Source organism: Sediminibacterium sp. C3 (assembly GCF_000508085.1).
In the GTDB taxonomy this organism is placed as follows: Bacteria; Bacteroidota; Bacteroidia; order Chitinophagales; family Chitinophagaceae; genus Sediminibacterium.
In genome coordinates this window covers 2532478-2545291 of record NZ_KI669560.1, presented here as the reverse complement: position 1 = coordinate 2545291, position 12814 = coordinate 2532478, and the positions used below count along the sequence as shown (strand labels likewise).

Annotated in this window: 9 protein-coding genes; 5 read left to right on the top strand and 4 right to left on the bottom strand. The window is 40.2% G+C overall.

The annotated features are described in order from the left end of the window. Window positions 1-15 precede the first annotated feature (15 nt). From F777_RS0111785 to F777_RS0111775, 3 genes are read left to right on the top strand one after another with little or no spacing between them, the layout of a single operon-like run. A complete protein-coding gene (locus tag F777_RS0111785) occupies window positions 16-1167 on the top strand; it encodes a sigma-54-dependent transcriptional regulator (protein ID WP_026752215.1) in 1152 nt (383 codons plus the stop codon). Window positions 1168-1200: 33 nt separating this feature from the next. Continuing rightward, on the top strand, window positions 1201-2709 hold the full coding sequence (gene lepB, locus F777_RS0111780; RefSeq protein WP_026752214.1) for a signal peptidase I: 1509 nt from the start codon (window positions 1201-1203) through the stop codon (window positions 2707-2709). Between the two features lie 5 nt (window positions 2710-2714). Continuing rightward, window positions 2715-3194 carry a cytidine deaminase gene (locus F777_RS0111775; RefSeq protein ID WP_026752213.1) on the top strand — a complete coding sequence of 160 codons (480 nt, stop codon included), beginning with the start codon at window positions 2715-2717 and terminating at the stop codon, window positions 3192-3194. Between the two features lie 2 nt (window positions 3195-3196). On the opposite strand, the gene F777_RS16660 is transcribed toward F777_RS0111775, so the two are convergent. Then, window positions 3197-4423 (bottom strand): sterol desaturase family protein, encoded by a 1227-nt coding sequence (locus F777_RS16660; RefSeq protein ID WP_235785950.1) that lies wholly within the window; start codon window positions 4421-4423, stop codon window positions 3197-3199. 64 nt (window positions 4424-4487) lie between these two features. Here F777_RS16660 and F777_RS0111765 point away from each other — a divergent pair, with 64 nt between their 5' ends. Both F777_RS0111765 and bshC read left to right on the top strand, forming a co-directional pair. After that, window positions 4488-5738 (top strand): NAD(P)/FAD-dependent oxidoreductase, encoded by a 1251-nt coding sequence (locus F777_RS0111765; RefSeq protein WP_026752212.1) that lies wholly within the window; start codon window positions 4488-4490, stop codon window positions 5736-5738. Window positions 5739-5762: 24 nt separating this feature from the next. Then, on the top strand, window positions 5763-7364 hold the full coding sequence (gene bshC, locus F777_RS0111760; RefSeq protein WP_026752211.1) for a bacillithiol biosynthesis cysteine-adding enzyme BshC: 1602 nt from the start codon (window positions 5763-5765) through the stop codon (window positions 7362-7364). A gap of 45 nt (window positions 7365-7409) precedes the next feature. Here the strand turns inward: bshC and F777_RS16655 are convergent, their stop codons facing one another. Genes F777_RS16655 through F777_RS0111745 form a run of 3 tightly spaced genes read right to left on the bottom strand, consistent with a single transcriptional unit; the run spans window position 7410 to window position 12751 of the window. Further along, the gene (locus F777_RS16655) at window positions 7410-9815 is read right to left on the bottom strand and encodes a transglycosylase domain-containing protein (RefSeq protein WP_071790323.1); all 2406 of its coding nucleotides are present in this window, start codon (window positions 9813-9815) and stop codon (window positions 7410-7412) included. A 27-nt stretch (window positions 9816-9842) separates the two neighbouring features. Continuing rightward, on the bottom strand, window positions 9843-11474 hold the full coding sequence (locus F777_RS0111750; protein ID WP_152530912.1) for a tetratricopeptide repeat protein: 1632 nt from the start codon (window positions 11472-11474) through the stop codon (window positions 9843-9845). Window positions 11475-11482: 8 nt separating this feature from the next. Further along, window positions 11483-12751, bottom strand: a complete 1269-nt coding sequence (locus F777_RS0111745) for a tetratricopeptide repeat protein (protein WP_152530911.1) — start codon at window positions 12749-12751, stop codon at window positions 11483-11485. Window positions 12752-12814 lie beyond the last annotated feature (63 nt).

Here is a 12814-nt window from a genome sequence, read left to right as displayed (position 1 = left end):
AAATAAACTTAATATATGGCTTCTATTTTAATTATAGACGATGAAAGAGCAATCAGGAATGTTTTAAGGGATATACTGAACAATGAGGGATATACAACCGCGGAAGCTAGTGATGGCGAAGCAGGACTGGCGCAGTTTTCAGCGGGTAATTTTGATTTGGTACTTTGTGATATAAAAATGCCGAAGATTGATGGCATTGAATTTTTGCAAAAGGCAAAAGAAGTTAATCCGGATGTGCCTGTAATTATCATCAGCGGTCATGGTAATATTGAAACTGCCGTAGATGCAGTTAAAAAAGGGGCATTTGATTTTATTTCCAAGCCGCCTGATTTGAATCGCTTGTTAATTACCATTCGCAATGCAATGGATAAAACCTCATTGGTTAAAGAAACAAAAGTATTGCGCAAAAAAGTTTCACGTATTCAGGAAATCATTGGGGAATCAGCGCCGATTCAAAAAATTAAGGAGACCATTGAAAAAGTAGCTGCAACCGATGCCAGGGTATTAGTAACCGGGGAGAATGGCAGCGGTAAGGAGCTTGTTGCAAAATGGTTACATGAAATGAGTAACAGATCCCAAGGTCCACTGGTAGAAGTAAATTGTGCAGCTATCCCTGCTGAATTAATTGAGAGCGAATTGTTTGGACATGAAAAAGGATCTTTCACTTCCGCAGTAAAACAACGCATTGGTAAATTTGAACAAGCCCACGGTGGAACTTTGTTTCTGGATGAAATTGGCGACATGAGTTTATCTGCACAGGCAAAGGTTTTAAGGGCTTTGCAGGAAGGAAAGATTACAAGGGTAGGAGGAGATAAAGAAATTGCTGTAGATGTAAGAGTAGTGGCTGCTACCAATAAGGATCTGATGAAAGAAGTAGAAGCCAAGAATTTCAGACTTGACTTATATCATCGATTAGGGGTTATATTAATACATGTGCCCTCCTTAAATGAAAGAAGAGAGGATATCCCTCTGTTGGTGCAGCATTTTATTGAAGAAATTGCCAAAGAGTACGGGCAAACACCAAAGGCAATAGCGGCTGGAGCGGTTGATTTGCTTAAAAAGCACCACTGGACCGGTAATATTCGGGAATTGAGAAATGTAGTAGAAAGGTTAATTATTTTATCCGGCAAGGAGATACAAGCAACAGATGTAAAAAGTTATATTTGAATTGGATACATTTGTTTACATTAAAAACAACTTATGGGTATTGCGATTTTTTTAATTGGGTTAATCGGGTGGCATGCAGGCATGTATGGTATGTTTAAGAAGGCAGGAATTGAACCTTGGAAAGCATTGGTGCCATTTTATAACACTTGGGAAATAGTACGTATTGCCCATATTAAAAGATTTTGGTTCTGGCTACAATTGATACCTATTGCTGGCCAGTTCATTACTATATGGATTACCATCATTTTTGTAATGAATTTTAAAAAAGTATCTGTGCCTGCACATGCAGCCGTGGTATTTTTCCCGTTCGTTTATTTTCCTTACCTGGGCTTTTCAGAGAAAGAAAAATGGTATGGCCCAGAGGCGTTACAACATTATCACAAGCCTGCTTCCAGAGAGTGGATAGACGCAGGTGTATTTGCAGTAGTGGCTGCTACCATTATCCGGACTTTTGTATTTGAAGCATATGTGATTCCTACAGAGAGTATGGAAAAGAGTTTGCTGGTGAATGATTTTCTCTTTGTTAGTAAAATGAGTTATGGTCCGAGAATACCTCAAACACCTGTTTCTTTTCCCTTTGTACACAACATAATGCCCTTCAGTTTAACAACGCCCTCTTATATCAAGGAAATACAGTTGCCTTATAAACGCTTGCCGGCAACCAGTGCCATAAAGAGAAATGATGCAGTTGTATTTAATTTTCCGGCGGGGGATACCATCATTAATTTGCCTGAATTTGGTAGCAAAGTAACTTACTATGAGGTCTTAAGAAGCAGTCAGTTCAAAGGTAACAGAGAAGCATTGTTGGCAGAATATCCCATTCTGGTGCATCCAATGGACAAAACGGACAATTATATAAAAAGATGTGTTGCCATGCCAGGGGATGTGTTGGAAATTAAAAATGCAGACCTGTTTATCAATGGGAAACCTGCCGATAATCCGGAAGGGGCGCAAACTGATTATATTGTAACCACTTCTGGTTCCGGATTTTCTGATGAATTCCTGCAGGATGAAATTGGGATTGATCTGGAGAACAACAATGGAAATTTTTCCCCTGGGCCAGATAGCAAAACTTATATTTTTAATATCACTGCTGCAGAAGCAGAAAAGGTTAAAAAATATCCAGGAGTTGTTTCTGTGGTAAAGTATGTAGATACCAATGTAGGCATGTTTTTCCCTAATGACGAAGCTAATTTTCCATGGACACTGGATAATTACGGTCCTTTAACCATTCCTCAAAAAGGAAAAGCCATTGCTTTAACTCCCAATAATATTGCATTGTATCGCCGATTAATTTCGGTTTATGAACAAAATACACTGGAAGAGAGAAACGGTCAATTTATTATCAATGGACAAATTACCAATCAGTATATCCCTAAATACAATTATTACTGGATGATGGGAGATAACAGACACAGAAGTCAGGACAGTCGTTTTTGGGGGTTTGTGCCCGAAACCCATATTGTAGGGAAAGCTTCTCTTATCTGGTTCAGCTGGAATAAAGGACCCAGATGGAACAGGATTTTTAAAGTCATTGAATAGATTTCATGAAAGAAATACCATTTCAGTACCAGGTTTTTGAAAATGTATCAGCCCTTTCTCCGGAAGATGCTTCTCTATTGCTTCAGGCAAGAGCCATCACTTCTCATGCCTATGCGCCCTATTCTCATTTTAATGTGGGAGCCATTGCCTTACTGAATGATGGAAGCAGGGTAGAAGGAACCAATCAGGAAAATGCCAGTTATCCGGTTGGGATTTGTGCTGAGCGGGTATTGTTGTCTGCTGTTGCTTCCCTGCACAGAAACCAGGCAATTAAAACGATTGCCATCAGTTATTATAACGAGAATGGTAAAAGCAATAATCCTGTTAGCCCCTGTGGTATTTGCCGTCAGAGTTTACTGGAGCAAACTTTGCGTCAGCAACAGCCCATACGTTTGATTTTAAGCGGACAGGAAGGGCCTATATATATAATTGAAGATGCTACTACTTTATTGCCGTTGAGTTTTACAGCCAATGATATGCAATAGTATTAAGCCATTGCAGGAACACGGTTGCTGTCTTTTCTGAAATAGATGCAAAGCAGAAAAGAAACAAACAGATAGGAACCAATGATATAGGGTAGTATGGGATGCAGTTGCTCAATGCCGAACCACCCCTTGGTATTCCACATTAACCATCCTCCAATGGATAGTTTCAGCAACTCCCAGGCCCATGCTTTGGGGTTTCCATCCATCAATTCAGTAAATGCATACACATAGATATAAATAAACAGGCCATAATAAAATATGCCAGGGCTTCCTATATTGGCAATGTTCCCGAATAAATAGCTGATCATCAATAACAGGATGGCCAACTGTGCCCAAACCCAGATGGTGAATGCCTTTCCGGCTCTGGTTTCATATTTTTCAAAATGATAGGGGTCTTCAATTTTATATACCGGATATTTTTCAGCAACATCCGCAGGCCTCCAACCGGTTGGCATAAACCAGATTTTCAATTTATCTGACCAGTTGCGTGCATGCCAGGCATCTTTAATCAGCAGCCATAAATGCATGAAATTAATTTTGATGGGATTCCAGGTTCTTACGGGTCTGGTAATTCCGTATACAGGTTTAACATCCGGTAACTCTTCCTGAAAAGTACCCAACCATTTGTCCCAGAAAATAAAAATCTGGCCATAATTTTTATCCAGGTATTCCGGATTAATGGCATGATGAACCCGATGATGAGAAGGCGTTACAATAATTTTTTCGAGCCAGCCCATACGGTCTATATGTTGGGTATGATACCAGAACTGAGCAAATAAATGCAGGGGGGCCACTACGGCAATAATTTGCGTGGGTACGCCAAGCAGTGCCGCAGGTAAAAGAAAAATGGTGAATAATCTTACGAATGTAGAAATGCTCTGGCGCAACGCACATGCCAGATTAAAGTCTTCGCTGCTGTGATGAATGATATGGGCATTCCAGAAGAAGTTAAACTCATGATCAATCCTGTGAACCAGATAGCCAGTTAAATCCAACGCAAAAAAAGCGATGATATACAGCCATACGGAAGATTCAATATGGAAAATGGCCCAGTGGGTAACCATCCAGTTATAACTGATTACCGCAATGCTTAATCCCAGCACATCTTTGGTAGAATTGGTGATGCCTGAAGTTAAACTGGAGACCATATCCATGGTTCTAATAGTGTCATTCCCTTTGTAAATTCCCCACCATTTTTCCAGCAGAATCAACACTAAAAATGCGGGCATCGCAATGAGCAAAATTTTTCCGTAAGTTTCCATAATAATTGTCTCAAAATTATACCCAAATTAAATGAAAGTAACGATAATCGGAGGTGGAATTATTGGATTGAGCAGTGCCTGGTTTTTAAGCGAAGCGGGGCATGAAGTAACCGTAATTGACCGTACAGATATGCAGAATAATTGTTCTTATGGGAACGCCGGATATGTTTGTCCCAGCCATTTTGTGCCATTGGCAACACCGGGAATTGTTAAGCAGGGATTAAAATGGATGTGGAATCCGGAAAGTCCGTTTTATGTTCAGCCAAGACCAGACTGGTCGCTGATACAATGGGGTTGGAAATTCATGCAAATGGCTAATGAAAAACAGGTAGAAGCCGCTGCTATTCCACTACGGGATATTGCCATTTTAAGCAAGTACTGGTATGAACAATGGGACCGGTTACCAGCGTTTTCATTTGCGTATGAACAAAAAGGATTGTTAGAAATATTTAAGACGGAAAAAGGAAGAGACAAATGTGCTCATTTATGTGACAAAGCTCAGGCCTTGGGATTAGCTGATACAGTTATGCTGGACCGTTCGCAGTTACAGGCGCTGGAATCTCATACTCCGCTGGATGCAATGGGGGCATTGTATTTTAAATGTGATGCTCATTTGTATCCTAATCAGCTGATGCAGCAATTGTTAAACTTACTAAACCAACGTGGGGTACGTTTAGTTAAGAATGAAGCCGTAACCGGATTTGACAAAGCGGGCAAAAAAATTATTGGAGTAAAAACTGAAAAAGGGAATTACCAAACAGATGAAGTGGTACTTGCTTCCGGATCCTGGAGCCGTGAGTTGGCCAGCCAACTGAACATGAATCTTTTATTGATGCCAGGTAGAGGCTATTCGGTTACCCTGGAAAACTCACCATACCGAATCAATCATCCCAGTGTATTGGTAGAAGGTAGGGTGGCATTGACCCCAATGGATGGCAATAAAATCCGATTTGGAGGAACCATGGAAATTACTTCAACCAACACACCACCCAGAATGAATCGCGTTAAAGGGATTCTGTCTGCAGTGCAGTCTGTGTATACCGATTTTAAAATAGAGATGCCTCCTGTTGAAAATATCTGGTATGGTTACAGACCCTGTTCCGCAGATGGTCTTCCTTATATTGGCAGAACCCGCAAATGGGAGAATCTGACCCTTGCAACCGGGCACTCTATGATTGGCTTGAGTTTGGGAGCAGGAACCGGAAAACTGGTGAGCGAAATCATTAACGGGAAATCGCCGAGTATGGATATTACTCCATTCAGTCCTGACCGATTTGCTTAAAACATTTGTATTTTTACAACCGATATGGATTGTAGCACGACGTATTTGCCATTTGAGAGTACCGGTTATTTTTCAAAGATTGTAGAAGCCTATCTTCAGCAACACGAAAATATCAGACCCTTTTATTTGCATGAGCCCAATTGGCAAGGAGTGGAGACATCCATGCTATCAAGGGATCGCCATCCGGTTAACAGGGAAGTGCTAACAGAGGCTTTACTGCAGCAATATGACGGCCAGGAAAACACAGAAGCCGTTTTCAGGAATATTGCATTGCTAAAAGATTCGGCTACTTATACCATTACTACGGCACACCAGCCCAACTTATTTACCGGCCCCATGTATTTTATTTATAAAATACTGCATGTGATTAAGCTGGCTGAATCATTTTCTGCAAAATATCCGGATAAAAAATTTGTGCCGGTTTTTTACATGGGAAGTGAGGATGCCGATCTGGATGAGTTGGGGTTTGTAAATATTGATGGAGCAAGATGGAGTTGGGAAACCAAACAATCCGGAGCAGTGGGAAGGATGAAAGTAGACAAGCAATTGCTGTCATTAATAGAATCCATCGCAGGTCAGATAGGTGTTTTACCGAATGGTAATGAATGGGCACAATTATTACGTAATAATTATGCTACCGGGAAGACCATTCAGGAAGCTACATTATCCATTGTACATGCTTTGTTTGGACACTATGGTTTGGTTGTATTGATTCCTGATCAAGCTTCGTTAAAAAAGTTGTTTGTTCCTGTAATGGCGAAAGAACTTACCGAACAGTTCTCTCATAAAGCGGTATCTGCAACCATTCAAAGTCTGGAGCAATTTTACAAAGTGCAGGCTGCCGGCAGGCCGATTAATCTGTTCTATCTAATTGATGATAAAAGAGAACGTATAGAAAAGGATGGCAATGCTTTTACCGTTCCAACCATCGGGTTGCGTTTTACAGAACAGGAGATCATGCAGGAACTGGATGCTCATCCTGAACGATTTAGCCCGAATGTAATTTTACGTGGAGCTTTTCAGGAAACAATTTTACCCAATATTGTTTTTGTAGGTGGGGGAGGTGAACTGGCTTATTGGCTGGAGTTAAAAACGGTTTTTGAAAGGGCCGGGGTAGCTTATCCCATGTTGCTGTTGCGAAATTCTTTCTCTATCTCTTCAGCCAAGCTTGTACAGAAGCAATTAACGCTGCAACTTACTGATGCAGATTTATTTCTTCCTGAGCATCAGCTGATTAGTCAGTATGTAGAGAAACATTCCGAACATCAACTTAATCTGGATAAAGAAAAAGCTGCATTGCAGGCATATTATGATCAGTTGAATAAAATGGCAACACAGATAGATGCCAGCCTTAAAGATCATGTGGCCGCATTGTCACATCAATCTTTGAAAAAACTAACAGAGCTTGAAAAGAAAATGAAACGTGCCGAGAAAAGAAATTTTTCTACTGCAGCTCATCAGATACAAACTATTAAACAAGCTTTGTTCCCTGGCAATAGTTTACAGGAAAGACAGGAGAACCTGGCTTCGTTTTACGCCAGATATGGTCGTTCAGTCCTTGATATGATTTATCAATCATCGGGTGATGTAAACCCCGCATTCGGGTTAATAAAAATCCAATCCTGAAAGGATTGGATTTTTGAAAGCTATTTCAATAATTAAAATGATTCACTATTTATTTCCACCCGGTTTTTTTACCGGGGGAGGCAATACTGCTTTCGGCTTGTCTGCCTGTTTAGGTTGATTATTGGCTGGTACTGCAGGAGGTGTTGCCGGTTTCTTATTGTCAATGATTAAATCTGATTCCGCACCCAGGTCTTCCGCCTTAATATTCTTGGGAATTTCATAATCTTCTGAAGTGCCTGCTCCCATATCTTCCCCTTCTCCACCCAGTATCTGATTGGTGCCATTAATATAATCAATGATAATATCGTTGCTCATTACTTCCGGTTTAATAAAGCTTAGCTTGGTGTCGATGCCACAGTTAGGATCTGCCGCGGCTTTATTAAAAAAGTAAGCCCAAATGGGCATGGCAGCACGGCCACCTTCCCCGTTCTTACTGTTGAAGCGGATGAAACGATCGTCGCAACCCACCCATCCGCCAGCAAGGTACTGAGGGGTATAGCCCATAAACCAGGCGTCACTGTTGTTGTTGGTGGTGCCTGTTTTACCCGCCATCTGTATTCCCGCAGGTAATCCATAGCCCCTGATGCCGGCACCTGTACCATTGGTTAAAACCCCCTGCATCATTTTAATTACGGAATAAGCCGTTACATCGTTGATGACTTCTTTACGTTGTGGTGTAAAAGTGGCCAGTACGTTTCCGTTGCGGTCTTCTATTCTGGTAATATACATGGGCTTGGCGTTGAAGCCTCTGCCCGGGAACATGCTATATGCCTGCATCATTTCAATTAAAGAAATTTCGCAAGCACCCAATGCAATGGAAGGATAGGGATCTATCTTGGTTTTCAGTTCGCACTTCTCTAAAAATTCAACGAATCTTTTTGCTCCATTATTCGCAGTATTGTCGAGCTGCTTCATGATATAGGCAGAAGCACAGTTTCGGGATTTAGCCAATGCAATGGCCATAGGAATCGTGGCTCCGGTACAGGTTTTGGAAGTAGCTGGTACCAGCCCGTACTGACCAAAGTTCTGCTGAACGTCTTGCACGGGTGAATTCGGATTCAGTCCGGCTTCTTCAATAGCCAGGCTGTACAACAATGGCTTGATGGTACTACCTACCTGTCTCTTGGTATTGATATTGGCATGGTCGTATTTAAAGGTTTTGAAATCGATTCCTCCCACCCAGGCTTTTATTTGACCGTTTAAAGGGTCCATTACCATGAAGCCGGCCTGCAACATTTGTTTATGGTATTTAATAGAGTCAAAAGGAGTCATTACTGTATCAATACCCCTATTGCTATTCCAAGCAAAAACACGCATGGGTACTTTTTCCTGAAAAGTGCGAAGGTTTTCTTCATCCGTTAATCCTTCTCTTTTTAAATTTTTCCAGCGGTCTGTCTGCTTGATGGCTTGTTCCAGAATGGGTTCAAATCCTTTCCAGATACTTCCTGTTCTGATATTTTCCTGGGTGTTGAATAATTTTTGCATGTAGCTCATATGCTTGGCTACGGCTTCTTCTGCATACAGTTGCATGCGCGGATTAATAGTGGTATATATTTTTAATCCATCTCTGTATAAATCGTACTGGTCACCATTGTTCTTGGTATTTTCCTTGCACCACTTTTTCATTTCTTCGCCCAGAATCATTCTGAAATAGGGACCCAGACCTGTTGTTTCATCTAGTTTTTTGTAATTGAGTTCGATAGGCTGTCTCTTCAGAATTTCTGCCTGTTGCGGGTCGAGGTAATTGTTTCTTACCATCTGGCTCAAAACCGTATTTCTTCTGTCCAGTGATAATTTCGGATTTCTTCTGGGGTTGTACAGGGTTGCTCCTTTCAACATGCCAATCAGCACAGCTGCTTCCTCTACATTTACACGGTCGGGTTCCTTCTGAAAAAAGGTTTTGGATGCATTTCTGATACCATATACATTATCGCTGTAGGCAACCGTGTTCAGGTAAAGGGTAATGATTTCCTCTTTGGTAAAATTTCTCTCCAGTTTAATGGCTATGATGCCTTCTTTAATTTTCTGCAGCGCTCTTAAAATAAAATTTTTGGTACTCCAGTTCTCTGTGAAAAGATTCTTGGCAGTTTGCATGGTAATGGTACTGGCTCCCCCTTCACTACCCAGATAAAAGATAGCTCTTCCCAATGAGCGGGCATCTATTCCGCTATGTTCATAAAAGCGCTCATCTTCAGTGGCAATCAATGCCTCAATAATATGTTTGCTGATGTCTTTATACTGTACATTAATTCGGTCTTCAATATAATATTTACCCATTAAGGTTCCGTCTTCTGCGTAAACCTGAGAAGCCAGAGATGCAGAGGGGTTTTCAATATCGTCCAGGTCTGGCATACTGCCAATCCATCCAAAATTCAACATGGCCAGCAGAATGATAACAAATGCAAAACCACCCAAAAATATACGCCAGAATATACGAACCGGTTTACTCATTTTAAATTCAATGTTTGAGGGGTAAAATTAATATTTATCAGGGAACAGATTCCGTAACATTTGCCAGTAGGTTCCTGTTTCCCCTTTTTTTATTAATAAATTCAGATTCTCTCTGCTGATGATGGCAAAACTAAATTTCGAAGCTTCCAGCCAGGGGGTAACCCGGGAAGTTGCCAATGGTCTGTTTCTGTCCGTATACGTGCTTGCCTCTGCTGCATTGGTGAATGGACCTATAATTAAAATTTGTTCTGAATCATTTACCCTGATGACACTGATGGGTAATTTTTGATTATAATACCTTTCCTGGTTAAAACGATTCCAGGCATTTCTGGCTTCACTTACAAATACAGGGTCTACTTTATAAAGCGCAATGGCCACAAACTGGGAATCGGAAGCATTGAACTGGTAGGTTGCCGGAGCAAATCCTTTTTCTATGGGTGCTGCTTTAATGGTAGATGGTGCAGGTGCAGCAGCTGGTACATTCACTTTTACAGGAGCTTTAACAGTAACAGGAACATCCTCTGCCTGTGTGCTATTCAGATCAATTTTTTTATCAGGAATTTCAACAGGTCTTTCAATAGATAGCTGCGTAAGATAATTTTCAATTTCTTTTCTTCGGCTGATTACGTCTAAAAATGTTTTGGCTTTTTCTGCCAGTGGATGTGCTTTAAACATACTGACAAGACTGTTTAGCTTATTTTGGGCAATACTGTCCTGTTGTTGTTTTACGTAGTACAGTGCTTCAATATATAGCAGCTGCGGAGTCCAGTAAGAACTGACCAGTTGTTTGTCTGCATTTTGCTTTTTTAGCAAAGCTTTTTCAAAATCACCACTGATGAACTGATTATAAATATCCTGGTACAATCCAATAGCCGGATCTGTTTTTTCTTTTCCCTTGTTTAATAAAATCTGATTGTTCTTTCCTTTGGGATAAACTGATTGAAGCAGTTGTTTAACTGAATCTGCTTTACCGTATTGATTTGTTTTTTTATAGGCATTTTGTAATTGAAACCATACATCTTCCAGAACAGCACTTTCGGAGAATCGTTTGGCTAATAATTCATAGGTTTCTATAGCAGCAGGTGCGTCATTAAGCTCGTATTGAAAAGTATTCGCAATTTTTAACAGCGATTCTGAAACAGCATTGTTGGATTGCAATAATTTTTCCGGTGAAATCGGCAGGCTGTCTTCCAGCGAAGTAAAACTAAGTACTGGAGCAACTTTATTTGCAGGGTTGTTATTTTTTTCTTCAGTATCAATAGTAGCTAAACTGAAGTTTCTGTCTACTGCAGATTGTCTTCTCCAGTTATCAATATTTGGGCGGTTGCCCCATTTAGCTTTAAAGTCGGAGAGCCCCTTTGTTTTTAAGGAGTTGTTAGCAAAATAAAATCCTGTTGCACCTGTAGAACCAAATAAGTCCGAGCCTGCATTCATGTTCCCCCCAAAGTTGCTTCCTTGTTCCGCATCGCTTTCTTTAATCCCCCTCTCTTTTCTAAGTTTCTTTAATAAACTGTTTATGTAGGTATCTCTTTCAGCCGATGGTAAAGCTGCAATTTTTTGTAAACTATCTTCTTTGTTAACGGTAATAAAACCTTGTGCAATTTTTTGTAAAGGACTTTTAATATTATTTGCTTTAACGGCCTCTTTTTCGAATAGCATCTGGATATTTACACTATCCATTGCCGAAGAGGCTTCAATGTATTTTTTTGTAAATAACTGGCTTCAGATAAAAGGAAAAAAGATCTGGCTTTTTGCTCAGGATTCTTTTCGTTAAATAGAATACTTTTATTCAGATAGTTGCCAGCCATTGGGTAATTTTTTTGAGACATGGCTAACTCGGCCGCAGCATAATAGATTAAATCTCTGAATGCCTGATACTTTTCTCTTTTGGCCATCTGTAGTAATTGACTTAGATGAAAGCTCACTGCATCTTTTTTTCCATCCGCAGATAGCGCTGCAATATTCAAGCGGGCATATACATCTAAAAAAGGATCGGTGGTTAATTTGATGGCTTTTTCGAACCATACAATAGCCATCGAGTCTTTATTGGCCATGCTGTAGAGTTGTGCTGCCAGGTATTCCCATCTTGCCATTTCCTGATTATTGGAGGCATTGGGTAGGGCTTTTGTTAAATGAAAAGCGGCACTGTCGTACTTTTTATCCTTGTACAATAAATACGCATATTGTTCATGCCACTGTGTTTTTAATCTTTCCGGAAAAAAACGGTCTGCAGCAAGAATTTGTAAAAGCGATTCAGCTTCATCTAATTTTTCCTGCTCAATAAAATTTCTGGCCTGCATAAGAAAACTTTCGTTTCTGGCCGGTGCAGGAGAAGATATTTTCTTCCAGAAAGAACGTTTTTCATCTGTACTTACAGAGAAAGAACCTCCCTTACTGCTTACATTGCTCCCAATGGGTATATCGTATCCATCTTCTTTGTTTGCAAAAGCATAATTGATATAATTAAATACATAGGTAGCGGAATCAAAATCTTTGCGATGCAGATAGGCATTGCCCATTAATAAATAAAACTGATCTACCCAGTCGCTTCTAAGATCGTGTAAAAGAATACCTGCAGTGCACTTGTAAATGATACTGTCTATTTGCCCCTTTGAAGTTTCATTCAGGGAATAATTATAAAATGGTAAAAGTTCCCTGTAGTTTTCCTTGTGCTGCAATTTGGCATTAGCAATGATGTCATTTAATTTGCTATTTGCGTTGAAATAATAGTTGTAATGGCTTACAGTATTATTGTATAGTCTTTTGGGTATCGTAAACTTTTTGTTCCCTGTTTTTTCAGAAGCCAATACCCTGTTCTGGTATTTCTCCTGTTTGGGTATTTCAACGGATGTGTTCGGTTGTGCACCAATCAGAGAATAACAGCAGAGTAAAATACCTGTCAGGGTCCAGTAATGTCTAAATTTCCGGTTAAGCATAAAATCCATTAAAATTACAGTTATTTCTCTAGCATACACATATAAAACCATACCAATCCGTAC

Excerpts from the sequence above, each read along its gene's own strand:
- F777_RS0111785 (WP_026752215.1), top strand. The coding sequence starts at position 16 with ATGGCTTCTATTTTAATTATAGACGATGAAAGAGCAATCAGGAATGTT.
- lepB (WP_026752214.1), top strand. The coding sequence starts at position 1,201 with ATGGGTATTGCGATTTTTTTAATTGGGTTAATCGGGTGGCATGCAGGC.
- F777_RS0111775 (WP_026752213.1), top strand. The coding sequence starts at position 2,715 with ATGAAAGAAATACCATTTCAGTACCAGGTTTTTGAAAATGTATCAGCC.
- F777_RS16660 (WP_235785950.1), bottom strand. The coding sequence starts at position 4,423 with ATGCCCGCATTTTTAGTGTTGATTCTGCTGGAAAAATGGTGGGGAATT.
- F777_RS0111765 (WP_026752212.1), top strand. The coding sequence starts at position 4,488 with ATGAAAGTAACGATAATCGGAGGTGGAATTATTGGATTGAGCAGTGCC.
- bshC (WP_026752211.1), top strand. The coding sequence starts at position 5,763 with ATGGATTGTAGCACGACGTATTTGCCATTTGAGAGTACCGGTTATTTT.
- F777_RS16655 (WP_071790323.1), bottom strand. The coding sequence starts at position 9,815 with ATGAGTAAACCGGTTCGTATATTCTGGCGTATATTTTTGGGTGGTTTT.
- F777_RS0111750 (WP_152530912.1), bottom strand. The coding sequence starts at position 11,474 with ATGCTATTCGAAAAAGAGGCCGTTAAAGCAAATAATATTAAAAGTCCT.
- F777_RS0111745 (WP_152530911.1), bottom strand. The coding sequence starts at position 12,751 with ATGCTTAACCGGAAATTTAGACATTACTGGACCCTGACAGGTATTTTA.